This window comes from Alkalicoccobacillus plakortidis, assembly GCF_023703085.1.
Lineage (GTDB): Bacteria > Bacillota > Bacilli > Bacillales > Bacillaceae_D > Alkalicoccobacillus > Alkalicoccobacillus plakortidis.
Genome location: NZ_JAMQJY010000001.1, coordinates 1,708,659 through 1,734,651 on the forward strand (window position 1 = coordinate 1,708,659; position 25,993 = coordinate 1,734,651).

16 protein-coding genes, 3 pseudogenes and 1 riboswitch are annotated in these 25,993 nt (G+C 41.2%); of the genes and pseudogenes, 2 read left to right on the forward strand and 17 right to left on the reverse strand.

The genetic code is table 11. The annotated features are described in order from the left end of the window. Positions 1 to 23: 23 nt before the first annotated feature. Together uvrA and uvrB are read right to left on the reverse strand one after the other, a co-directional pair. Positions 24 to 2,900, reverse strand: coding sequence for an excinuclease ABC subunit UvrA (gene uvrA / locus NDM98_RS09245; protein WP_251606649.1), 2,877 nt, complete (start codon positions 2,898 to 2,900; stop codon positions 24 to 26). A 4-nt stretch (positions 2,901 to 2,904) separates the two neighbouring features. Next, positions 2,905 to 4,889 (reverse strand): annotated as a pseudogene (gene uvrB / locus NDM98_RS09250) (excinuclease ABC subunit UvrB). A gap of 238 nt (positions 4,890 to 5,127) precedes the next feature. Then, positions 5,128 to 5,274: riboswitch (FMN riboswitch) on the forward strand. Between the two features lie 182 nt (positions 5,275 to 5,456). Between uvrB and NDM98_RS09255 the strand changes: the two are divergent. Next, a complete protein-coding gene (locus tag NDM98_RS09255) occupies positions 5,457 to 6,419 on the forward strand; it encodes a DMT family transporter (RefSeq protein ID WP_251606652.1) in 963 nt (320 codons plus the stop codon). Positions 6,420 to 6,859: 440 nt separating this feature from the next. Here the strand turns inward: NDM98_RS09255 and NDM98_RS09260 are convergent, their stop codons facing one another. From NDM98_RS09260 to uraD, 14 genes and pseudogenes are all read right to left on the reverse strand, one after another. Next, the gene (locus NDM98_RS09260; RefSeq protein WP_308807698.1) at positions 6,860 to 8,083 is read right to left on the reverse strand and encodes a (S)-ureidoglycine--glyoxylate transaminase; all 1,224 of its coding nucleotides are present in this window, start codon (positions 8,081 to 8,083) and stop codon (positions 6,860 to 6,862) included. A gap of 12 nt (positions 8,084 to 8,095) precedes the next feature. Then, entirely contained in the window at positions 8,096 to 9,343 is a 1,248-nt protein-coding gene (locus NDM98_RS09265) for a M20 family metallo-hydrolase (protein WP_251606655.1), read from the reverse strand. Between the two features lie 167 nt (positions 9,344 to 9,510). After that, a complete protein-coding gene (locus NDM98_RS09270) occupies positions 9,511 to 10,494 on the reverse strand; it encodes an ABC transporter substrate-binding protein (protein ID WP_251606658.1) in 984 nt (327 codons plus the stop codon). Positions 10,495 to 10,513: 19 nt separating this feature from the next. Then, positions 10,514 to 11,365 (reverse strand): ABC transporter permease, encoded by an 852-nt coding sequence (locus NDM98_RS09275; protein ID WP_251606661.1) that lies wholly within the window; start codon positions 11,363 to 11,365, stop codon positions 10,514 to 10,516. Beyond that, positions 11,365 to 12,153, reverse strand: coding sequence for an ABC transporter ATP-binding protein (locus tag NDM98_RS09280; protein ID WP_251606664.1), 789 nt, complete (start codon positions 12,151 to 12,153; stop codon positions 11,365 to 11,367). Before NDM98_RS09280 ends, NDM98_RS09275 begins: the two co-directional genes overlap by 1 nt. Beyond that, the gene (locus tag NDM98_RS09285) at positions 12,146 to 12,673 is read right to left on the reverse strand and encodes a (2Fe-2S)-binding protein (RefSeq protein WP_285803903.1); all 528 of its coding nucleotides are present in this window, start codon (positions 12,671 to 12,673) and stop codon (positions 12,146 to 12,148) included. The genes NDM98_RS09280 and NDM98_RS09285 overlap by 8 nt, the downstream gene beginning before the upstream one ends. Beyond that, complete coding sequence (pucD, locus tag NDM98_RS09290) at positions 12,666 to 14,927, reverse strand: xanthine dehydrogenase subunit D (protein WP_251609054.1); 2,262 nt, start codon at positions 14,925 to 14,927, stop codon at positions 12,666 to 12,668. Before pucD ends, NDM98_RS09285 begins: the two co-directional genes overlap by 8 nt. A gap of 24 nt (positions 14,928 to 14,951) precedes the next feature. Beyond that, on the reverse strand, positions 14,952 to 15,815 hold the full coding sequence (locus tag NDM98_RS09295; protein WP_251606667.1) for an FAD binding domain-containing protein: 864 nt from the start codon (positions 15,813 to 15,815) through the stop codon (positions 14,952 to 14,954). Between the two features lie 4 nt (positions 15,816 to 15,819). Next, positions 15,820 to 16,356: an NTP transferase domain-containing protein gene (locus NDM98_RS09300; RefSeq protein ID WP_251606670.1), complete on the reverse strand. Its 537-nt coding sequence runs from the start codon at positions 16,354 to 16,356 to the stop codon at positions 15,820 to 15,822. After that, positions 16,289 to 17,470 (reverse strand): XdhC family protein, encoded by a 1,182-nt coding sequence (locus NDM98_RS09305; protein WP_251606673.1) that lies wholly within the window; start codon positions 17,468 to 17,470, stop codon positions 16,289 to 16,291. Before NDM98_RS09305 ends, NDM98_RS09300 begins: the two co-directional genes overlap by 68 nt. Before the next feature lie 25 nt (positions 17,471 to 17,495). Further along, on the reverse strand, positions 17,496 to 17,864 hold the full coding sequence (gene uraH, locus NDM98_RS09310; protein ID WP_251606677.1) for a hydroxyisourate hydrolase: 369 nt from the start codon (positions 17,862 to 17,864) through the stop codon (positions 17,496 to 17,498). After that, positions 17,854 to 18,831 (reverse strand): factor-independent urate hydroxylase, encoded by a 978-nt coding sequence (pucL, locus tag NDM98_RS09315; protein WP_251606680.1) that lies wholly within the window; start codon positions 18,829 to 18,831, stop codon positions 17,854 to 17,856. The genes uraH and pucL overlap by 11 nt, the downstream gene beginning before the upstream one ends. A gap of 68 nt (positions 18,832 to 18,899) precedes the next feature. After that, positions 18,900 to 20,248, reverse strand: a pseudogene (gene allB / locus NDM98_RS24620) (allantoinase AllB). A gap of 105 nt (positions 20,249 to 20,353) precedes the next feature. Further along, positions 20,354 to 20,869: a 2-oxo-4-hydroxy-4-carboxy-5-ureidoimidazoline decarboxylase gene (uraD, locus tag NDM98_RS09330; protein WP_251606688.1), complete on the reverse strand. Its 516-nt coding sequence runs from the start codon at positions 20,867 to 20,869 to the stop codon at positions 20,354 to 20,356. 169 nt (positions 20,870 to 21,038) lie between these two features. Between uraD and NDM98_RS09335 the strand changes: the two genes are divergently transcribed. Beyond that, positions 21,039 to 22,652, forward strand: a complete 1,614-nt coding sequence (locus tag NDM98_RS09335; protein ID WP_251606691.1) for a PucR family transcriptional regulator — start codon at positions 21,039 to 21,041, stop codon at positions 22,650 to 22,652. Between the two features lie 124 nt (positions 22,653 to 22,776). On the opposite strand, the pseudogene NDM98_RS09340 reads toward NDM98_RS09335, so the two are convergent. Continuing rightward, positions 22,777 to 25,903: pseudogene (locus NDM98_RS09340) on the reverse strand (efflux RND transporter permease subunit). Between the last annotated feature and the right edge of the window lie 90 nt (positions 25,904 to 25,993).

The following is a 25,993-nucleotide window of genomic DNA, read 5'->3' on the forward strand; positions in this document are numbered from 1 at the left end:
ACTGGGTTTAATGTTTCAAGGAATTACGATTGTTGCTGTAATTCTTTTTGTTCAAGTCTCAAACGCATCCGTTCCTTATCTCTTTTTAGGATAGGAGCCAGATACTGTCCTGTATAGGATCCTTTTACCTTCGCTACTTCTTCCGGGGTGCCTTCTGCTACAATCTGACCACCTTTATCCCCACCTTCAGGACCAAGGTCGATAATATGATCCACTGTTTTGATCACATCTAGATTGTGTTCAATGACAAGCACCGAATCTCCATTTTCAACTAATCGTTGCAATACATGTAACAAGTGACCAATGTCTTCTGTATGAAGCCCTGTTGTTGGTTCATCCAGAATATAAAGGGTTCGACCGGTTGCTCGTTTATGAAGCTGAGACGCAAGCTTCACTCGTTGAGCCTCTCCACCTGAGATTGTTGTCGTTGGCTGACCTAAACGAATATAACCAAGCCCAACATCAACTAAAGTTTGAATTTTTCGTTTGATTTTAGGAATATTTGTGAAGAATTCAAGTCCCTCTTCCACAGTCATTTCCAACACATCAGAAATCGTTTTTCCTTTATACGTAATCTCTAACGTTTCACGATTATAACGCTTTCCATCACAAACTTCACACGGCACATAAACATCCGGGAGAAAATGCATCTCGATACGAATAATGCCATCTCCACGACAAGCTTCACAACGTCCACCTTTAACGTTAAAGCTAAAACGGCCTTTCTTGTAACCGCGAATTTTTGCTTCGTTTGTCATTGCAAACACATCACGGATATCATCAAAAACTCCAGTATACGTCGCCGGATTAGAGCGAGGTGTTCTTCCGATAGCCGATTGGTCAATATCAATGACCTTATCAATCTCATCAATACCTACAATCTCTTTATGCGCACCAGGCTTATCCTTAGCACGGTGAATTGAATGAGCGAGTGACTTATGAACAATCTCGTTCACTAGTGTACTTTTTCCCGATCCAGAAACACCTGTAACTGCCGTAAAAACGCCTAACGGAAAACTAACACTGACATTCTTCAAATTATTCTCTGTTGCCTTTTTCACTGTAAAAGATCGACCCGTTAACTCTCTTCGTTTCTCTGGAACAGGAATAAATTTCTCCCCTGACAGATACTTTCCTGTTAGTGAGTTTGTATCCTGCATAACTTCTTTTGGTGTTCCAACCGATGTAATTGTTCCACCGTGGACGCCAGCCCCTGGTCCCACATCAATAATATAATCTGCTGCAATCATTGTGTCTTCATCATGCTCCACAACAATTAATGTATTTCCTAGATCACGCATATGTTCAAGTGCTCGAATGAGACGGTCATTATCTCGTTGATGGAGTCCAATAGACGGTTCATCAAGAATATATAGCACACCCATTAATGAGGATCCAATTTGTGTAGCTAACCTAATTCGTTGGGCTTCACCACCTGAAAGAGTACCTGCCGCTCTTGAAAACGTTAGGTAATCTAATCCTACATTGATTAGAAACTCGGCACGGTCGTGAATTTCTTTTAAGATCGATGTTCCAATTGATCGTTCCTTAGAAGTCAGATCAAGATTCATGATATGATTCTGCGCGTCCTTTATGGACATAGACGTCACTTCACCAATGTGTTTTTCGTTTATTTTAACGGCCAGCGCTTCTTTTTTTAATCGATATCCTTTGCAGGTTGGGCAAGGTTTTTGGCGCATATAGCCTTCCATTTGTTCGCGAATATAATCCGAGCTTGTCTCATGATAACGGCGAGAGATATTTTTTAAAACACCTTCAAACTCAACAGTGCCCTCTCTTACACGACCAAATTCATTTTCATAATGGAAAAAGATCTTTTCTTTGCCGCTTCCTTTAAGAATCTTATCAAGCTGCGCATCTGGAAGTTTTTCCACAGGCGTGTCCATATCAATACTAAAATGCTCACACACAGCCTCAAGTAGCTGAGGATAGTATTGTGAACTAACAGGTTCCCATGGAGCAATTGCGTGTTCTCGTAAGGTTTTTGATTTATCTGGAATGACTAGATCTAAATCAACCTCAAGTTTGGTTCCTAAACCATCACAACCTCCACACGCACCATAAGGACTGTTAAATGAAAACAGACGTGGCTCTAACTCCGGAATAGAGAAGCCACAAATTGGGCAGGCATAATGCTGACTAAAGAGAATTTCATCTCCATCAATCACATCAACTAGCACTCGTCCATCTGCTAGCTGCAGGGCCGTTTCTAAGGAATCAGCCAGTCGACTATTAATTGCTTCCTTAATAACTACACGGTCAATAACAACTTCAATTGTGTGTTTTTTGTTCTTTTCAAGTTCAATCTCTTCCGCTACTTCATGCATCTCCCCATCAATTCTGGCACGCACATAGCCCTGTTTCTTCAGATCATCAAGAACTTTAACATGTGTCCCTTTTCTTCCTGAAACAAGCGGGGCTAGAATTTGCATCTTCGTCCGTTCAGGATATGCTAACAAACGATCCACCATTTCTTGAATCGTTTGTGAGGATATTTCAGTGCCGTGCTCCGGACAATATGGTCGTCCTATTCTTGCATAGAGTAAGCGTAGATAATCATAAATTTCTGTAACCGTACCAACCGTTGATCTTGGATTACGACTAGTCGTTTTCTGATCAATCGATATCGCTGGAGATAACCCATCAATGGAATCCACATCTGGTTTATCCATTTGACCTAAAAATTGACGAGCATATGCAGAAAGAGACTCGACATACCGTCTCTGTCCCTCTGCATAAATGGTATCAAAAGCCAGTGAAGACTTTCCCGATCCTGAAAGACCGGTCAATACAACAAGCTTATCTCGTGGAATAGTGACGTCAATATTTTGTAAGTTGTTAGAACGAGCTCCTTTTACAACAATGTTTTCCTGTGCCATGTGCTCACCCTTCCGCTTTCATTTGAATAACAATATCTCGTAGTTCTGCTGCGCGCTCAAAGTTCAGATCTTTGGCAGCTTGTTTCATCTCAGCTTCAAGACGTTCAGCATGGCTGCCTTATCTTTTTTACTGAGTTTAGCTTTTGGAGCAGCTGAGGCCGTATATTCTTCTTCCTCTTCAGCTGCATACGTAGCTTGGATAAGCTGAGGCACTTTCTTCTTGATGGTTTGTGGTGTAATACCATGCTCATCATTATAGGCCTTCTGAATGTTACGTCTACGAGTTGTTTCTTCAATCGCAACATTCATTGAATTAGTCATCTTGTCTGCATACATAATGACATGTCCATTTGCATTACGTGCTGCACGCCCCATTGTCTGGATCAGAGACCTTTCTGCTCGTAAAAAGCCTTCTTTGTCCGCATCTAAAATAGTAACTAGAGACACTTCAGGAATATCCAATCCTTCACGTAATAGGTTGATTCCCACTAAAACATCAAATGTACCTAAACGTAGTTGCCTTAAGATCTCTATCCGTTCAAGCGTTTTGATTTCTGAATGAAGATATCTTACTTTAATGCCTAGCTCTTTTAGATAGTCAGTTAAGTCCTCAGACATTTTTTTCGTTAAAGTTGTCACTAAAACGCGCTCATTACGAGCCGCACGATCGTGAATTTCTCCAACTAAATCATCAATTTGACCTTCAATTGGACGAATATCAATTGTTGGATCAAGCAGCCCCGTTGGACGAATGATTTGCTGAACCATTTCAGGCGTTTTTTCAGCTCATATGGACCAGGTGTTGCTGATACATAGACCACCTGATTAACTTTTTCTTCAAATTCTTCAAAGCGAAGAGGTCTGTTGTCTAGAGCAGAAGGCAATCTAAATCCGTGATTAACTAAAATTTCTTTTCTAGCTTTATCACCATTAAACATTCCGCGTACTTGAGGCAACGTCACATGCGACTCATCCATAATCAATAAATAATCATCAGGTAGGAAATCCATTAATGTATAGGGGACAGCTCCAGCTTCACGCAATGTTAAGTGGCGCGAATAGTTCTCAATTCCTGAACAGAAACCCATTTCCCCCATCATCTCAAGATCATAACGAGTTCGTTGCTCTAAACGCTGTGCTTCAAGCAATTTACCCTCCTCATGCATCTTCTCAAGCTGTACTTCCAATTCTGCTTCAATATTTTTCATCGCACGTTTTAATTTTTCTTCACGTGTCACAAAGTGAGAGGCTTGGAAAAATCGCCACATGTTTGCGTTCACCTCTTACCTCACCAGTTAGAGAATCCACCTCAGTGATCCGTTCAATCTCATCACCAAACAGTTCTACGCGAATACACTGTTCATCACGGGAAGCAGGGAAAATTTCCACTACATCTCCTCGTACTCGAAATGTTCCGCGAGTAAAATTAATATCATTACGATCATATTGAATATCTACCAGTTTTCGCAGGAGCTCATTGCGATCAAGCTCCATTCCAACTCGTAAAGATAGAACAAGATCCCGATACTCTGTTGGAGAACCTAAACCATATATACACGAAACACTCGCCACAATAATGACATCATTACGTTCAAATAACGAACTTGTTGCCGAGTGTCTTAATTTATCAATTTCATCATTAATACTGGCATCTTTCTCTATAAACGTATCAGAGCTCGGAACATATGCTTCCGGCTGATAATAATCGTAGTAACTAACAAAATATTCAACCGCATTATTCGGAAAATATTCCTTAAACTCACTATATAACTGTCCAGCGAGTGTTTTATTATGAGCCATAATTAATGTAGGTTTATTGACCTGCTTGATGACATTAGACATTGTAAACGTCTTACCTGTACCTGTTGCACCAAGTAGTGTTTGAAATTTTTCACCTTTATTTAGCTCTTCAACAATCTTGCGTATGGCCTCGGGCTGATCACCCTGAGGTTCATAATCAGAAACAAGTTCAAATTCTCTCTGCTCCACAAGTCAACCTCCTAATCGAACGTATGATCACATAAAATAAGTATATCATAATTATATAGAATAAACACAGAAAACACGAACGTTCGTACCCCATTATTGTAGCCAATGTTATCCACCCACATACACTTATTAATCCTCTATACCCATTTCAACGAATGATAAAAATGGGAAAACTTTTTACTGGACGAATTCTGATTAAAGAGCTATGATATGTGATATTAGAAATTCAAAAAAGAATATGGATCTTCGGGGCAGGTGTAATTCCTGACCGGCGGTAAAGTTTTTTTATGAAAACAAAGCCCGCGACTCCAAGCTGCTTGCAGTTTGGACTGATCTGGTGTAACTCCAGAGCCGACGGTTAAAGTCCGGATGGGAGAAGATATAAAGAGATAGTTTGCCTTTATTTAGGTGAATCTATTTTAAGGATGCATGTTTGTGTATGCTTTTTCTGACCTCAAATTCCGATTGTCGAGTACATCTATCGGGTTAATCAGAACAAGCGAACTCCATGTGTCTTTTTTATTTCTTACGAACGATGCCGTATTCAAACTAAAAGGGGTTTGAATAATGGAACAAACAGGTCTTAAATCAAAAAATACATTTTGGCTGATTGTAATAGGTGCAGCGTTTTGGGGTGTGAATCCTCTATTTCGTGTCATGTTACTCGATACGTTAACGTCCGCTCAAATTGTTTTCATTGAGCATGTACTCTTAGCGTTCATTACGATTCCTATACTATGGATAAATCGCCATGAACTAAAAGGCTTAAAAAAGAGTCATATTGGAGCCTTACTATTTATCTCGTGGGGTGGTTCCGCACTTGCCACATTACTTTTTACAGCTGGATTAACATATGGAAATATTAATGCCGTACTTTTACTTCAAAAAATGCAGCCACTATTTGCGATTATTTTAGCTCGCATTTTATTGAAAGAAATGTTCCCAAGACATTTTTCGATTCTTGTTGTTGTTGCATTAATTGGAACCTATTTCTTAACATTTGGTTTCTCTTTACCAATTGGACATCTTGATGAAGTCATTCAAATGGGAAGTATCCTCTCACTTGCCGCAGCTGCACTTTGGGGTGGATCAACAGTGATGGGTCGATTGCTATTAAAACAAATGAAATTTGAAACCGTCACTTCACTTCGGTTTGTATTAGCCATTCCATTTATCACACTCATTATGCTTGTTCAAAATGCAGCGTGGACACTGCCAAACGATTCAACGGCCATGACTTTAATTGGTGTGAACCTTTTATTATCAGCACTACTACCAGGATTATTCAGCATGCTTCTATATTACAAAGGCTTAACCAATACAAAAGCTTCAGTTGCAACACTTGCCGAATTAAGTTTTCCAATGACCGGTATGCTCGTTAACTGGCTTGTCTTTCAAGAAAGCGTGACAACTGCTCAATTTACAGGATTTGTTCTAATTTGGGTTGTGTTGTTTACCATTTCAAAGCAAAGAGAGATTATTGCACCCATTTCAAAGGAACAAGCTCCCATATTGTCTAAGACGTCTTAATGTAATGTTAAGAATTAGGATTTACTAAGAGGAATTTGTAAGGCAGCAAGATGAGGAAGGCGGCATCAAGAGGATTGCCTTCCTAGGCAAGAGGATCAAATACTTTGGCAAGTGACTCGGGCTCATAGCAAGAGAAACTAATACCTAAGTAAGTAAGGTCCTCTCATAGCAAGAACATCGCTCACTTTGGCAAGAACCTCACACTTATAACAAGAACTTCAGTCTTGATCCGAAGCTCATTCTTCTTGTAAATCTCCACTTTTTTTTGCTCCTCCAGCTTTCTTCTTGAATAAAACCCCAATGATTTAATCTGATATAAAAATGTTCATTTTTATTCCTTATTTCTTTAAAAGCAGTTCCGGGGGCTTGATACCCACATCAAAAAGACGAAAGGCCACTACTATCTAGTGTGTCTTTCGTCTTTTTTTGATCCTATGAAACTAGTCTTTATAATAGGTAATTGCCGCTTCTAGTGCTTTTCCTTTATGAATTGGGGCGCCGTGAAAAAGAAGAACGGCTTCAAGTGCACCGAGTACGGCTAAAATATTTTCTCTTCGGCAACTGTAACCCATTGTGCCAATTCGCCAGATCTTTCCGTGAAGTGGTCCAAATGAGCTTGCGATTTCAATACCAAATAGATCTAGGAGCATAGATCTTACAGCATCTGCATCTAGTCCATCTGGGACACGAATACACGTTACTGTTGGCAGCTTAACGGAAGCATCTCCAAATAGTTCTAAACCCATTGCTTCCAGTCCTAATATGAGTGCTTTTTCATGATATTGATGTCGACTAAATCGTTCTTCAAGTCCTTCAGCTAAAACGAGTCGTAATCCTTCTCGTAACGCATACAGCATGGAGGTAGCCTCTGTATGGTGATTCAATCGGCGAGGTCCCCAGTAATCCTGTAGCATGGAGAGATCAAAGTAGTTGCTGCGGATAAATTGGTCATTGGATTGCTTTAATTCTTCCTCTGTTGCAATTCCGCGCTCTACTCTTTTTCGTTCCGTAATTCGTTTTTCAATACGTTCGTTATAGGTTAGCGGCGCCATGCCTGAGGGTACTGATAGGCATTTTTGCGTGCCTGCGATTAATCCATCAATACACCATTCATCCACACGAACATCTACACCTCCAATAGAAGCGACGGCATCCACGATAAATAAGATGTCGTTCTCACGGCAAGCAAGCCCAACCTCTTTAAGTGGTTGCATACGTCCTGTTGAGGTTTCAGCATGAACAAGCGCAACGATATCCGGCTTCACTTGATCTATAGCTTCGATGATCTCTTTTGGGTCAAAAACCTTGCCCCATTCCTGTTCGATTACCTCTACAGTTGCTCCGTATCTTTCACAGATTTCAATAAGCAGATTACCAAAGCGGCCATACACTGGGACAAGTACAACATCTCCCGGTTTTATGACACTGCATAACATCGCTTCAATACCGGAACGTGAGGTTCCATCAACCGGAAATGCCCAGCGATTTTTAGTTTTAAATAAAGCACGTAACATTTCCATTACTTCATTCATGATTCCGGTAAAAGCGGGATCAAATTGACCGACAATTGGAGTGGACATCACTCGTAATACTCTTGGATCAACTTCCACTGGGCCAGGTGTTAAAATCGTTCGCATAGGTGTAGATAAATCTTGATAGGTCACTGCTTCTCCTCCTCACTCATAAGCTAGCGCATATAGTTGACTCTTTAAAAGCTCTACGCCTTTCTCTAATGCAGCTGTGTCCGTCCATTCTTCTGGAGAATGACTAATTCCATTTTTGCTTGGTACAAACAATAATGTTGTTGGACAGGTTGCACCAAAAACTTGTGCGTCATGTCCCGCTCCACTAACCATTTTTTCATAAGACAGACCAAGTGCTTCGGCTTGCTTATAGGCAATCTCCACATGCCTATCACTTAAATGTACTGGTTCAATTTTTAGCCAGCAATCTAGTTGCATCTCCATCTTTTTTTGTTTGGCTGTTTGCATAAATTGATCGACAATGTCTTCAAATTGATCCAAAAGTTCAGAATCAGCGTGACGAACATCTAAGCTACACTCGACCCCACCTGCAATAACGTTTGGCATATTTGGAGAGACAGAGAGTCGGCCAATTGTAGCAACTAGTGATGGATCTAGTTGTTCGGATTGATCCGTTATATAAGTGATAAACTCCGCTGCTAATCGTAATGCATCTTTTCTCATTGACATCGGGGTCGTTCCGGCATGATTACTTTCACCAGTGAACTGAACGGTGTAGCGTCGTTGTCCAACAATATCGCTAACAATGCCTACATCTTTTTGCTTCTTTTCTAAAAGAATACCTTGCTCAATATGAAGTTCAATAAAAGCGTCAATTGATTCCTTTACTTCAGCTTGAGGTATAGGCTCACCAAATCCTGCATCAACCATGGCTTGCTGAAGAGAAATACCATCAGAATCTACTAATTCACGAGCCTCTGCTAAAGTACTTTGTCCCGTTATCCATTTTGATCCCCAGAAGGTAAATGGAAAACGACTGCCTTCCTCTTCAGCCAATGAAACAACCTCAATCGTTTTTTTAGGTGGTCCATGCTGAACGTAGAGTTGATGCGCTGCAATTAGGCTAGCTAAGACTCCATACGCACCATCAAACTTCCCGCCATTTTGTACCGTATCTATATGTGATCCTGTCAGGATAATAGAACCTGGCTCGGCAGTTCCAGCATACCGTGCAAACAGATTTCCCACCTCGTCAAAGCGAACGGCAAAGCCATTTTGAATCATGACTTGTTGTAAGGATAATTGTGCTTGTTTCCAGGACTCTGAATACAGTAACCTTGTCACTCCACCATCTTCTGTTTTTCCATAATCAGCTAACCAATTAATCCATTCTCCAATTGATTGCTTATGATCTATTGAATGCTGTTGTGCGATCGTCATCTTCCTCCTTCGCCCCACTGTAATTCCTAGTTTATCTAGTTTTCACGTTAGATACATTGGTGAATCTACTAAATATAGTGTGTTTTTTTAGCTGTTTTAACTAAATATCTGTGTAAAAAAAGGACCTTCATTTGCTGATGAAAGGCCCATTTATGTTAATCGCTATTTTACTTTGAGAGAAATTTGGTTGTGAAAATATAATCCACATCAAAGTCCTCATCTAATAAGTCAATATCAAGTAGTTGATTCTTCAGCTCTTCCCACTTTTCTGCTGACATGTATCCTGTTCCATGTTCGGCAGCGTCAAAGCCGTACACATAATCATATTGAGTATCTGCCTCATAATTCAGTTCTTCAAGAGCGATGTTTGGATTTACATCTGTGATCTTTTCATTAATGGCTTCATAGTTCTCTTCATAAAGATCCAAGCCTTCAAGGTAGGTATCCACAAACCGTTGCACTAGCTCTTCATTCTCTTCAAGATAGTCCTTTGTTACAAAAAGCACGACATTATAAGGGTCATAGCCAGATTCAGAGACTAAAAGAGTATTTGTTTTGACCCCTTCACGTTCAAGAAAAAATGGTTCTGATGTTAAAAAGGCTTGAGTCACTGATTCTTTGTTTTCTATAAATGTGACGTTTTGACCGTTATACGCCAGTTCTTGTACATTAGATAAATTGTATTCGCTTTTTAAAAAATCCCAATATGTAATACCTGGTTGAACAAAAACCTCTCGTCCATTTAGATCCTCAAAATCTTGAATATCTACACCGTCATGAAACATAAACGCCTGCGGACTGCCTTGCATTGTTGCTGCAATAGCAACGAGATCGATTCCTTGATTCTTGGCTATAACAAGCTGATCGGCATGTGCCAGTCCAAACTCAGCGTCACCAGCCGCAACAATTTGGATAGGAGACACCTGCGGACCACCTGGCTCTACAGAGAGATCGATTTGATTCTCTTCAAAGAGGTCCTCTTCAAGTGAAGCATACACTCCCCCGTGCTGCGCCTTCGGAAACCAATTTAATACGAGCTTTAACTCATCAATCTCCCCGTCCCCACTGGAACTACAGCTTCTCCACAACCCGCCAAAAGCACTCCAAGCTGTCACAATAAGGCCTGCACTTATCCGTTTAGAATGTCTCATTAGTAGCAACCTCCATCTCTTATTTTTCTACCTTCATGGCTGATTCATGCCAGCTTCCAAGCATCCATCTTGCACACAAGCTCACCAACAGATAAAAGCTAATTCCAAGAACTGCGGCTGCAATTCCACAAGCAAATAAAAATGGCGTTTTCACCTGAATCGCAGCGACGGTTATCGCATAGCCTAAGCCGCCATTTCCTCCACCGATGCCAGCCACATACTCACCAACAATTGCACCAACGATCGATAACGTACAAGATACTTTTAAGCCGGCCATCATATAGGGCATAGCAGCCGGAATACGTAAGCGCAACATTCTTTGCCACCTTGACGCGCGATACAACGTAAACAGCTCATCCATTTGTTTATCAACCGATTGAAGTCCCATTAACGTATTAGAGACCACAGGGAAAAATCCGATTAAAAAGGAAATCACAACAATTGAATTAAAACCAGCTCCAAACCAAATGACAACAATCGGCGCAACCGCTACAACCGGAATACTTTGCAAAACAATGGCGTATGGATACAGACTGCGTTCAATAATCTTTGAGCTTGCCAATAAGACTGAAGAAGAGATTCCAATGATTGCACTAAGTAAAAAACCAATTAGTGATTCTAAAACCGTCACCTGGATTGCCGCTTGTAGAATCGACCAATCGCTAACTGCCGCCTGAAACACATCTGTTGGTTTTGGCAGGATAAAATGAGGAATAGAAGCCAAAATCGGAATCACCTGCCAGAGAGTCAAAAACAAGATAAAGGCGATGATCGGTCCCGCATAATAGTCCTTAAATGTGGTCCACCCACTTATAGACTTTGACTTTGTGCTTCTAACCGGGTTAACTGCTTCTACTTCTGTTAAAGGCATTAGCCAGTCTCCTTTCTGCTCGTATCCTGTTCTAACGTTAGTGAAGCTTGTTCAACATAACTGACAAATGCCGGATTGGTTCGAATCTCCTCATTCCGAGGATAAGGCAAATCAATGTCTATAACGGAGGAAAGTCTGCCTGGTCGTGATGACATCACTGCAATTTCGGAAGAAAGAAAAACAGCTTCATAGACATTGTGAGTGACAAACAATACCGTCATATGCTCCCGTTGCCAGATCTCCAGTAATTCTCGCTGCAGTGTCTGTCGTGTCAGTTCGTCAAGTGCGGCAAATGGTTCATCCATCAGCAAAAGTTTAGGCTTAGCTGCAAGGGCACGAGCAATTGATACACGCATCCGCATCCCACCAGAAAGCTGTCGCGGATAAGCCGTTAGATAATCCTTGAGTCCAACCATTTCGAGAACACGGATCGCTTCTTTTTTAATCTCTTTTTTGCTCCCTCCTCTAAGTTCAAGAGGCAGCATCACATTTTCTAGCACCCTTCGCCAAGGCAGTAGATTTGCTTCCTGAAAAACAAAACCGATATCGTTTGATGCTTTTAAAATCGCTTGAGGAGTCTGGCCAAACACCATAATGTCTCCCTCTGTTTGTTCAGCAAGACCCGCTGCCATTTTTAAAGCCGTTGACTTACCACAACCAGATGGTCCTAAAAAACTAACAAACTCGCCTTTTCCGACTGGCAACGTGAACTGCTCCAATGCCTTTGTACCAGTTTGATATATTTTGCCAACATTGCGAAAATAAATTGCGTGCTCCGAATCACTCATGCTGCCTCTCCTCCTTTTCTTGTGTAAGAATGTGCTGAATCGAACGAACAATTCCACCATAGCCTGTGCAACGACAAAGGTTGCCAGATAATGCTTCTTTTATTTGCTCCTCTGTTGGGCTTTGATGTGCAGTTAGCAGGGCATCAACCGCCATGACCATCCCAGGTGTACAGTATCCGCATTGAAAGCCACCATTTTCTAAAAAAGCTTGTTGAACAGGGTGGAGTTCGTCTTCTTTTGATAAATGTTCAATCGTTGTGATGGATGTTCCTTCTGCTTGGTAAGCCATAGTAAGGCAAGACGCCGCAAGTTTGCCATCGATTAATACCGTACATGCGCCGCATCTGCCAACCCCGCAGGATATTTTTGTTCCGGTTAGCCCACAATCCTCACGCAGAACCTCTACAAGTCGTTTTGCTTGTTGTAGCTTCTTTTGGATTGACTCGCCATTTACTTGAAAATGGATCGTTGATTCATTTATTTCAGTTACAGGATCTTGTTTATTTAGGTGTCTATTCAATTGCCACACCTCCCTTTTCCTCAAGCGCCTGCAAAATAAATTCTGGGGAGATCGGTAGTTGATTGACTCTGACTCCAATGGCATTAAAAACAGCGCTTGCTATCGCTGGTGCCACACCAACAGTTCCAATCTCACCGACACCTCTTGGGCCATATATATCTTTTTCTGGTAGATCTTCAATCGGAATCGTCTTCATCAAAAAAGGCATATCTGAGAGGCCAGGCATTAAATACGTATCAAAATTGGTCGTTAGATAGTGCCCGCCCTGCATAAGCGCCTCCTCCATAAGCGTATAGCCAACGGCCATAGCTCCACCGCCTTCAATCTGTCCGATATAGCCGTTTCGATTGACCACTGGACCGGCGGCAATGGCCTGATCTAGTTGAATTAGTTTCACTTTACCGGTTAATAAGTCGACCTCCACACCTGCTAACACCCCACTAAACGAGTACAAAAAATGACCAGAATCAATTGGATCTGGTGTCGTTGGAAAATCAAAACGTGTGTCTATCACAATGTCTTCATTTTGTAGTGTGGCAAGATCCTGATACGACATGACCGGTTGGTCGCCCTCTTTTTTTGTTGACCAAATGCCTGCTTTTCCAAGCCTTAATTCCGATTGAGGTATGCCTGTATGAGCTGCTGCCAACTCAATCAGCTTTTGTTTAAAAGGCTGCTTTAATTTTTGTATGGAGTGCCAAACCATACTTGTTCCTCTTGAAGCGGTTGTGGAGCCAGAAGAAGGCACCAGAGCTGTATCACCAATAACGATCGAAAGGTCTTGAAGGTCACACTCAAGTTCTTCTAATGCTAACGTTTCAATAACCGCTAAGATCCCTTGGCCAGCTTCTTCAAAGCCAAATGCGATTTCAATCTTTCCATTTGCTCTAAGCGAAAGCCTGCCACCAGTTGGATCAAGTCTTCCATAACCTAAACCTCCACCATGCATGGTGATCGCTGTGCCATAGCCTCTAACTGAATGATTTGAGGAGCCTGATGTCTGTGCTACATCCTGTTGATGCAACGTTGCGATTTTTTCTAACACAAGAGATGCGCCTTCTGTCTCAGCAATACGTTGACCTAGTGGACCAACATCATTTGCATTCCGAAGATTCATCCTTTTAAATTCTTCAGGATTCATTTGTAATTGCTCAGCTAAACGATCCATTTGACCCTCTAATGCAAAAGTGACCTGATTTCCGCCAAATCCTCGAAACTCACCTGCGACTCCATTATTCGTAAAAATAGAAAAGCCTTCTGTAAGAACAGCTGGAATGACATACGGACCAGTTGCATGTTCAACTGAAAAATCAAGCACGGCTGGCCCTAAGGTTGAATAGGCGCCTGTGTCTGCTTTAATTGTCGTTTGATGAGCTAAAAGACGACCCGTTTGATCGACACCTGTTTTCATCGTGATACTCATTGGGTGACGTTTAATACTGGTGCGAATCGATTCCTGTCTTGTTTGATGGATTTTAACTGGCCGTCCTGTTGCAAGTGCAAGCAACGCACCATAAGGTTGGATGTTTAACTCATCCTTCCCACCAAATGAGCCTCCCATTGGCGAAGAAACGATTCTAATATCTGATTCTGGCATATCGAGGATTCGTGCCAGCTGAAACTGATCCTTAAAGCCATGTTGAGTGCCAACGTAGACGGTTAATTGCCCACCTTCTTCTGGAACAATGACTCCACCTTCTGTCTCCATATAGCCATGTACTTGTCTTGGAAGCTCATACGTTTGCTCCACAATTACCGCACATTTAGCGAAAGCCTGCTCCGTGTCGCCTCTTTGGTGTCCAGCCTTATGCAGGATATTTCCATCTGGATGAAGCTTTGGATATGTCGGATCAAGAGCCTTTTCCATCGTATCGATGACAGGAAGCACCTCATACTCTACTTCAATCAATGTCAACGCATATGTCGCAATCTCAATTGAATCAGCAGCAACACAGGCGATGGCATCCCCTACATACCGAACTATGTCCTCACATAGTACTGGTTGATCAGGCATGATGATACCAAATCCATTAACACCAGGCACATCTTTATAGGTCAAAACGGCATGCACACCGGGAATTTGCTCGGCTTTTCCTGTTCGAATACGACGAATCTTAGCATGAGCATGGGGACTGCGAAGAATTTTTCCAAACAGCATATTAGGCAGTGTGAGATCAGTCAGATAAGTTAACCGACCAGTCACCTTTGCTTTTCCGTCTGGACGGATGCGATTTCGCGTATCTGTCTGTTTCATCATTGTGTTGTCACTCCCTTTCATTTACATTGCATCAAAGACATCAGATAAGCCTTGATGAAGGATGTTCGCTGCAACGGTTACGCGATAGGTTTCAGAAGTAAATTCATCACCTGCTAGCGATATTTCTTCTTTCAGCTGCTTTTTTAGCTGTGGTAGATGAATGGTTTTAAGAGTAGATCCAATTAAACGTTGCTCACAGCTCTCCAGTCGCTGAGGTGTATTTTCACCACCAGCAACAACTAATCGAGCTTGTTCACACTCATTTGCTTCATTCCAACTTAGGTAGAGGGCAATGGACACTGTGGAAGGAATAAACGCCTCTCTTCTACCAATCTTTTTAAATAACCACGCACTTCTTGATGTTTGATCCATAAAAGGCAGATGAATAGAAACAAGGATTGATGGAGATTTTTCAGTAAGATAGTCTTCTAATGATTGTGTTTTGTACCCTACATTCGAGAAGGTTTTCACCAAAGCTCGCTTGGCAAGAAGAACCATTAGCGTATCACCAATTCCATACGCTACATTTCCACCAATTGTTCCTTGATTACGAATAGCAGGAGCACCAATCGAAGAAATAGCTTCTAACAGAAACGGCGCTCTTTTTGTCAGCAGTGGGTGCCCCAAGCACTCACTAAGCGTCACGCCTGCACCTATGTTAAGCATTTCTCCCTCAACATCTTCACGAATGTTTTGCTGCTCTGAGATTTGCTGCAAACTAATGAGGTATGGAGCTAACACGCCTTGTTTTTCTCGCTTTACTTGTATCAGCGTTCCTCCAGCGACATATTCAGCGTCTGTGCCAAACCGTTCTTTATACTGCCAGGCTTCTTCAATCGTTTTCGGAAGCCAAACAGACACAGGCTTTGGCATCATCTGTTCCATTTAATCAACTCCTTTTTTCCACGATCGATTGTTGATATTCGTCTGGAGTGTCAATATCTTTTAACATGTAAGAGCTCAAGCATTCCTGAAAATAGCCATTTGTAAAGGGTGAATGTGCTTTTAATAAGGAACCTGCCCCTCGATCTCCTTGCAATCGTTTTAGAACGGGAAAGGTCTCTTTTGAGAAAAGTACGGGTGGTTGGGCAACCCCTTGAGTACGCGAAGCAACAAATTGTACGTTTTGTGCTTGGTTACATGTATGAATTAATTGATTGATTAGCTCCTTTTTTATATAAGGTTGATCTGCAAGCAAAATCACAACAGCATCTGCTTCACGTTTTTCCGCTTCTTCAAGTCCGCATTTGAGTGAGTAGGATTGACCACGAGAAGAGTCGTGGCAGACAACGGATGACCACTTTTTCTGCTTATCCGCCTGATGATCAGTAGTTGGTACCCATCTCAGATCCTTCTCCTTATTGGTGATGATCACAACATGGTCCAAATCTGATTGAAGTGCTTCGTTTAACACAGATCCAGCCATGCTTGATTGGCCAATGGGTAAAAGCAATTTGTTTTGCCCCATACGACTGCTTAATCCAAGCGGCAAGCATCACACCTACAATTTTCATACAACATGAACCTCTTGATTTTTTGTTACAGGGGACCGAAGCACTTGGATAAGCTTGGGCAACGATACTTACGGCAATTTCATCTACTCCTTGTGCTCGAATGGGCAAGCCTGCCGGCGATGTCAGATCAGCTGGCACCTCTTCTTCTCCCACTAGCCGAGCCGTTCGTCTGGTTGATCCAAGAACACCTAAATAACGTAGGTCGCGTCCCCTTAACAACTGCAGAAGTTGTTGATCATGAGTGAAGTGATGGGTCATGATCACAACAAAATCATTGGATTGAATGGAAAGGGAGTCAACGGCTTCATGCGGGAAACCGTGTATGAGTTGTGCTGCTTTTGGAAATCGAGCTACCGTGCAATGGTCGGAGCGCCAATCTGAAACATAGACCTCAAACCCAACACCTGCGGCCATTGAGACAAGTGGTATGGCATCAGTTCCTGCTCCAAAAACAATGAGTCTGGGTTTTGGTTTGAGTAGGTGCACATAGACAGCATCGTTTCGCCGCAAATAGTTCGTTCCGCTTTTTTGATCTTGGTCGGCAAATTTGGTTTTTATCTGTTCTAGCTCTCTTTTGCTGTAGGTAGTCCACGTTCCGAATGGCTCTCCTCTATCTGGAACAAATAGATACGTTGCTTGAGAGATTTGTTTTGCTAGTAAAACCGAGCGACCGCTTTTTAATAATTGACTTAGATGCTTTAAGTGTTCTAGATAGCGATCATTCAACTCCTCCATCAAGACATGAATCACACCGTTACATCCTGCACCTGCACCAAATGAAAGGTCATCCTCACCACTCATATCATAGGTAACCTTTTTGTTTGTCTCACCATTTTTCACACGTTCAATGAGATCTTGCTCTAAACAGCCTGCACTAAGTACTCCCATCTGTTCACCATCTTGTTGAATTAGCATACATGCGGATTCCTTTTTATAGGCTGATCCTTCTACTTGAACAATTGTGGCGAGTGTAGCCGGAAGCTTTATCTTATCTAAAGTCTCGAGTATCGCATACAAATCATCCATAACGCCCCCTCCATTTAAAAACTAGTTAACTCCCGCGATACACTTGGTACCCCCATGGTGAAACGAGTAGTGGGATATGGTAATGTTTTTGATTAGAAGATAAATAGACACGTGTCACAATACACTCTAAAAAATGCGGATCCTCTTTAATCAGTGCTTGTTCTCGAAAATAAGCTCCAATAAAATAATGAAACTCATATTCACCTTCTTGAAAATCTTGCGCGGAAACAAGTGGTTGATCCACACGTCCATCACTGTTTGTCACTCGGCTTGTCACCTGTCTTTTTTCTGTTTTCGATTCGAGAAAAAACACCTCAATCTCTACATGACCAGCTGGTTTTCCACTTGCCAAGTCTAATATATGAGTGGTCACATCCGGCATTTTACTGTGCACTCTCTGCCGCATGTTGCGCTTTTTCTTTGGCGGCATCCTCTCTTGTAACTGTAAATAGTTGAAAGCCATAAGGAGGTCTCGGTTCTGTGTAGACCTTTCCTTCTGAGTTCGGAATGTCATCTACAATCAGATCCCATGTGTGGTTCTGTGATTCAAAGCTGACATAAAGTAACTGAGGAAATATATTTAAAATGCTACAGCCAATGACATAAATGAGGTGCTGTATCGATTTTGTTTGCGTTTGGTCAAAAATAGAAGCGGCTAGATCACGAATTTGTTCAGCAGCTACATACTTAGCAGGTTGATCACCTAATGCCTCGTGATTATGCTCATAGGTCCAGTGGATATTCAAATAAATAAATAACGGACGATTTGAATCTTCAGGCAAGGTTGTATATTCATCACGAACAAAACCAGAAAACGAATTGCCTTGCACTTTAATAAGCTGTAAATCTTTTAAAGAGCTTTGTTGTTTTGTTATCTCGTATTCAGATGCTGTACGCTCGATTTGAATCGTTGCTTGTGATTGTTCATTGTTTGATTGTTTAAAGACTAGCTGACTTGGAGTTCGTTCCTCTGACATTGTACGATCCATCTGTTCAAAACTAAGTAAGTCTCCTTTTAACTCAACTGAGGAGATCTGATCGTATTTATCTAAAAACGCTCGAGCTGTGTAATCTAGAAATCCTTCCATTGTTGTTCCTTGAAATGTACCAAGGTGTCGTTGAATAAAATTTTTCATTGAATCTGTTGCTACAACTAAGCTATTATCCCCCTCAGAAAAAGACGGGCGAAATGCCTCTCCAGCAACAGTTACTTCTATATTTGCCGCAAACAAGATATTTTCTCGGCCTTTAAATGATGACTCTGGAATCACCTTAACTCCTGTAAGGGATGGGAGATAGGTTCGGTAGGCTAATACACTTCCTTTTCCATATGCGGGTGTAGCTTGATGATTTTTTGACATAAACAACATCCTTTCCGAATAATATAAATATTCCGCCTATAGTAGATTTTAAGAAACAGCTTATTAAGTTAATAAGCTGTCAACCACTTGCCTGTTTTTGATTGAATCGGTCCTACCTTACGAGAAAATACCTCAACACCTGCCGAATAGACAGATTCTATACTTGCTTGGAAACGTTCATTTGTATAAAGTGACAACGGGTGTTTTGCATACATATTATCGAGTGTTACTAGATGCTCATCTAGCGAGACAAAAACCAGATCGGCCTCTTTTCCTTCTTGAATGGATCCTTTGCGATTAGCAATACCAAATCTCTCTGCTGGATGTTTGGCCGTCCAATTCGCCACATGCTGAAAATCAATCTCTTCCTCTATCGCAAATTGAAGCGCACCAAGCAACGTTAATCCTCCACCATTGATCCCGCCCCATGCATCAAAAATGTTATAGGTAGAAGCATCCTTTAAGTCAGCCTCACAAGGTGAATGATCTGACGTTAAGAAATCAATTCTGTTTGCTTTCATCGCCTGACGCAGTTTTTGCTGATCCTCTTTTTGCCTTAAAGGAGGAGCGCATTTTCCTAGATTATTCTTTTGGGTTAGTACATCGTGAGAAAACAGCAGATAATGCGGACAGGTTTCTAGCGAAATATTCAAATCGCGTGCTCGCGCTTGTTCAATGACTGATACGGCCTCTACACTGCTAATGTGCACAAAATGTAAGGGACACCCCGTTATCGTTGCATATTGAATCGCTCGTTCAACAGCCTCAACCTCTGCCGCTATAGGGCGAGACTCCAAATAATCATCAAAAGTCAGTTGCTGCTTTCTTTTTTCTGTTCTGTTAAAAAGGTTGTCATTGGACCACTTTCCGCATGCAGAGCTAGCACCTTACCAAGCTCAGCAATGCGATCCATGCCTTCAATTAAATCTTTGTCACCAACTGACTCAAACTCCTTATTCCCAGTCGGAGAGAGAAATGCTTTAAAGCCTAAACAACCTGCCTTTGATAATGGGGCAAGGTCTTCAAGATTACCCGGAACAAGTCCACCCCACAAGCCAAAATCTACGATCGACTTTTCCTCACCTAATGTTGCCTTATCTAAAAGATCCTGCTTCGTAATTGTTGATGGTATACCATTTAACGGCATATCAACAAATGTCGTTGTGCCTCCAGCAGCAAGCATCTGAGATCCTGTCTCAAATCCTTCCCAATAGACACGTCCTGGTTCATTAAGATGAACATGCACATCAACTACTCCTGGAAAAACATATTGGCCATTTGCATCCTTTTCAGTTTTAGCGGATTGAGAGATGCTTTCTGAGATCTCCATAATCAAACCGTTTTGTATGCCAATATCAGCATCTTGAACGCCTTTTTCGGTTACAACTTTTCCATTTCGAATCACCAAATCGTACATCTAATTCCCCCTAAAACATCGGCAAATCATGAAATAAATCTATCGTAGCACCTATTGTAGAAAATCGTTTGTCCTTATGAGATTATCTAACATTCTATTTCTTTTTTATGATTTCTCGTGTTCTTCAATCAAGTCAAGTAGGCGTAATAAAGCAATTTGATCAACTTCTTTTAACGCCGTATGAAATTCAACATCCTTTGAATTATGAATCCGGTTGTTCATCTGTTCATAGATTTCATCCTTTTGTTTACCTTTAACTGCAATAATAAACGGAAATTTAAATCGGTCCATATACTGTTTGTTCAGTGTGGAAAATTGCTCATATTCTTCCGCCGTTAATTGCGTAAGACCCGCTTGACTCTGTTCTTGTTTAGACGAGTCAGTCATCTGGATCTTTTCACCAAGATTAGGGTGGGCACATAATAAATGTAGCTTATCCTGATCCGCTGCTTCCCCCACTGCTTCTCGCATAGTTAGATGAAGATCTGTCACAGATGAAAAAGGTCGATGGTTCTTTACTTGTTTCGCTACCCAAGATGAATGCTCATAAATGGCTCCTAACTGTTCGATAAAAACCTCGTCACTACATTGATTCACGTGAGTAAGAGTAAGTTTTGTCATTCATTTTACCGTACCTTTCCTTATTCGGTTTCTAACAGTCTACGAAATTCAGCGACATGTGTCATTGGTTATTATAACTAAAAGTTTTAAATATACAGTCATTTCTTCCAGTCAAGATCTCACTATGCTACGATGTATGTAATCATAAACTGAATACTGGAGGGGAAACATGAAGCTTCAAACACTGCTTACACGTGAGCCATTCACTGAGCTTTCCGTCCTCGTTGGAGAGTTTGGTTTAAACCACGATATCAACCATGTCACGATGATGGATGCTCCAGATATTCTGCCATACTTAAAATCAAATGATTTGTTAATAACAACCGGTTATCATCTAAAAGATCATCCTGCCAAGCTGATTGATCTCATTCAGGAAATGGCTAAATTAGATTGCGCTGCACTGTTCATTAAGACAAAACGTTTTTTGCATACCTTACCGGAAGCTGTTTTAGAGGTCGCAAATGAAATCAACTTTCCGATTATTGAGCTTCCAGAAGATTGGTCCCTTGGTGATACTGTCAATCAACTGCTCACCATCATTCTTGATAAACGCACAAGTGAGCTGCGCCATGCTATTGATACTCACCGTCAATTTACGTTACATATTATGAATGGCAAAGGGCTCGACACACTTTTAAGTCATCTAACCGATTTGATTCGACTTCCCGTTACATTGACTAATTCTTATTTGACTCCAATTGCAGGTAAGGTGGATTTACTTAAAGGCATGCCGTACTTAATGGAATTAGCACAGTATGGCTATCTTCTTCTACCTAAATCAACAGAAGTTTCTTTTTGTGACCTCCACACACAAATTGAGTACACGGTATTCCCTGTACACAAACACACCAATCAGCCTGATCTACTTTTTGTCAAAGGTGCCATTGGTGTATCTGACCATGTCATTCGTCTCACTACTGAACAAGCGGTTAACGTTCTCTCCTTTGAACGTTTAAGAGAAGAAGCGATCAAACAAACAACAAGAAGAATACGTAACGATTTTTTTGCTAACTTCTTGGACCAGACCTATTCAAGTCATGAAGAAATGACAAACAAAGCAAGCGAATTTGGCCTCCCTGTGCAACAAGAATACATTTGTGCGGTTGGAGAAATTGACCCATTAAATGAAATGTGGATGTATCAAAGTCACCACAAAGAATTAGATCAAGTCTATGACTTTCTGGAGAATGAACTTCAATCGTTGGCTGTACCCTGCTACTTATTTACTAAAGGCGATCAATTAATCCTCCTTCTTTCGGTGAATGATTTAATAGAAGATGTTCAAGAATTCTGCACATCATTTCTAGAACTATTGCAATTGCGATTGTCTCGTTTTTATGAGTTAACTCTTTCTTTTGGTGTGAGTCACGTCTGTACGTCCTTTTTTGCTGTACAACAAGGCTATCAAGAAGCGCAAAAAGCCATTCATCATACAAGTGGATGGAGACAGCCTTCTTCCATTCATTTTTTTCAAACAACCGATATCAGTGGTCTACTTCGCCTAATACCAGAAAAAGAGCTAACAGCCTATTACCACCAGACCGTTAAGCAGCTCAGGTTAGATCAATTAGATGAAGACAAAACCCTCTTACAAACACTGTTTATGTACATGGAATGCCAATGCCAGATATCCGAAACAGCCAAGCAACTATTTGTCCACCGCAACACCGTAGTCTACCGACTTGAGAAATGCGAGGAACTGTTACACACCACATTAAAAGACCCAGAATTCACCTTACAAATTCGAACAGCGATGAGAATTAAACAACTATTAGAAGCTTAAAATATGCATGACAAAAAGGAGCTGCCCTTGTGAGAGGGCAGCTCCTTTGAGTGGAGATTTATTATGGAAGCGCGGGAGATTCCTCTTGCCGCACACGAGATTCTTCTACACGCGCATAAACAATTTACTCCTCCACTCCACGTCCACGCTTTTTCATCTTCATCAATAACTCATAGACTACTGGAACAATTAACAAAGTTAATATGGTTGAACTTGTTAATCCTCCAATTACAGTCACACCTAATCCTTTTGAGATTAGCCCGCCGCCTTCAAAGCCAAAGGCTAGAGGCAGAAGTGCACCAATTGTTGCAATGGCTGTCATCAAGATTGGGCGTAAACGAGTAGATCCTGCTTCGAGTAATGCTTCTCTTGTAGACAAGCCTTCTTTTTCTTGATGAATCACTCGGTCAATCAATACGATGGCATTTGTGACTACAATCCCAATGAGCATTAATGCGCCAATCATTGAGGATACACTAATCGTTTCACCAGCAATCAATAGAGCAACTAGTGCCCCGATGATGGTAAATGGTAATGAGAATAGGATCGCAAATGGTGCTAATCCTCCTCCAAATGTCAACACAAGCACAAAGTAGACAATGGCAATCGCTGCGAGCATCGCAATGCCGAGCTGAGTAAAGGATTCTTCAATATCCGCTGATACTCCACCCATCGATACGTCTACACCAGTTGGTACATCCAATTTATCTAGTTCAGTTTGGACAGCAGAAGATACTGCGCCAACGTTGTCCGTTGTAATTTGTCCAGAGGCATCTGCGTAAATATCACCGTTACGTCTAGTGATTGTATCAGGAGTTGTGCCCTCTTCAACATTCACAACATCGCGAATTTCAATTTCTTCGCCTAACGCAGTAAGAATGGTTTTATCTAGAAGTTCGTCAATGGACGCATACGATTCTTCTTCTTTTTCAACAAAGACGTCAAGCTCTGTTCCGTCTTCATTTATGGTTGTCAGTACTTCACGCTGCCCTTGATTAGAGAGCGCCATACCAACCTGAGCTGCTGTTAAACCATTTTCACTAAGTTCTTCAGCATCTGCTACTAGGTTATATTCCTCGTATTGTTCAGATAGGCTAGTGTCAATATCTGAAAGGTCGTCTTGCTCAGCTAGAAGTTGTTCTACTTCTATCACAACTGGCTCAATCACTTCAAGTGAAGGACCACTTACTTGAACAGATAGTTCGCTCGACGCTCCAGACATTCCAGTGAAATCTTGGTTTGCCCACGTTCCTTTATCAGATAAGGCTGATAGCTTTTCAATGACCTCGTCTTTTTCTCCAAGCAAATCCTGCAAAATCATCGGCATATTCAATATAAAAAATCGAGGAATTTGATGGACCCATACTCATTGGGTTATCTCCACCAATGGATAACTGAATTAATTCAATTCCCTCTCGCTCTTCAAGTAGAGTTTCTGCTTCAGCGGCGACATCTTCTACTTCATCTAAAGTCTGCCCTGGCTCAGGATTATAGGTTACATACAATGCTTTTTCTTCATCTGCTGGAAGAAAACTTATACCTACAGATGGAACTAAAAACAGACTGCCTATTAATAAGGCAATAGCTACAAGTGACGTAATCCACTTGTGATCTAATGACCAATTTAAAATTCGTTTATAAGCATTTGACAATTTGCTTGGCTTTTCAGCGTGTGATTGATTCGACTTACTTAGGCCCTTTTTAAACATCGAATGAGCCATCATCGGTACAATGGTAATCGCAACTAACAGAGAAGCTAATAGTGCAAACACAACGGTAAGGGCAAACGGAAGAAAGAGCTCTCCTACCATGCCTTCAACTAAACCTAATGGTAAAAATACCGAGATCGTTACCACAGTTGAAGAAAGAATTGGCATGAACATTTCTTTTGTGGCATCCACGATCAATGCTCTTCCTTTAAGAGGTTCATCTGCCATACCCATTCGTCTAAATATGTTCTCGATGACAACAATGGAGTCATCAATCACTCGTCCGATTGCGACGGTCATTGCTCCTAACGTCATAACATTTAACGTGATATCCATTTGATTTAACAACAGAATCGCAATCAATAACGATAGTGGAATAGAAATAACTGAGATCAACGTTGTTTTAAAATTACGCAAGAACAACAGGATAATCGCCATGGCAAACAAAGCACCAAATAACGCTTTACTAATCATGGTTTCTACCGATTCTTTAATCGGCTCACCTAAATCGAGTGTTGAAACAATTTCTAGTCCTGAGTATTTTTCCTCAAGTTCTCCTACAGCCTCCATAGCTTGATCAACAACGTCCACAGTATTAGCATCTGCATTGCTGACAATTTGAAGGCCAATGGCATCTTTACCATTTGTTCTTGAGATAGACTGTGATTCGTTCACCACTTCAATATCTGCTATATCGCCAAGAGCTACGGTAGGAATTTCAATATCTGCCGGCATTTCGCCTGCGCCGGGAATTTGTTGCTCTAACTCGCCACCAGGTGGCATTTGCTCGTCCATGCCACCTGCACTAATTGGGATAGCGACAGCCTCTAAGTCCTCAATGGTTTTTACATTACCATCTATGACAACAGATTGTTCTTTGTCTCCAAATGTGTACAGGCCTAATGGAAATAATACGTCTGAACCTTGAATGATTTGAAGTACCGTTTCTTCATCTAGACCATTTTCTGCTAGCTCGTCTTCGTTAAATCGAAGTTGAACTTCTTTAACAGTCTGGCCACTTAAACTAACCGATGATACGCCCTCAAGACCTTCTAGTGTAGGAGCCACTTCATTTTCAACTAGATCTGTTAGCTCGGTTAAAGAATCTTCACCAGAAGCACTTAACGTTAATACTGGAAATGCGGATAGACTTAGACGAGAGATATTCGGATCTGTTACTCCATCAGGAAAAGCTTCTCCGTCTAATGCATCCTTTACTTCCGTTAATGCCTCATCCATATCCTTGCTAAATCGATATTCGATTTGAATAGAGGAGGCATTTTGAAATGAACTCGATGTTACATTTGAAACACCATTTAATCCTTCTACCTTTTGTTCAATCGGTTCCGTTACTTTATCTAATACTTCCTCCGGTGTAGCACCAGGATAGGTTGTTGAGATCGTAATAAGCGGTGTATTAATATTAGGTATAGTTTCCATTTTCATATTCAAGCCGGAATATAGACCAGCTACAACAATGATGATTGTCAGTAGCCACAAAGCAAACTTATTCTTTAATGAAAACTCAATTATCTTTTTCATTTCTTCCCCCTCAAATTCTTCAGTTCTTGACTTCATTTCATCATTACGTATATAATTTGACCAACCAGTCAATCTCACTTTATATTAATT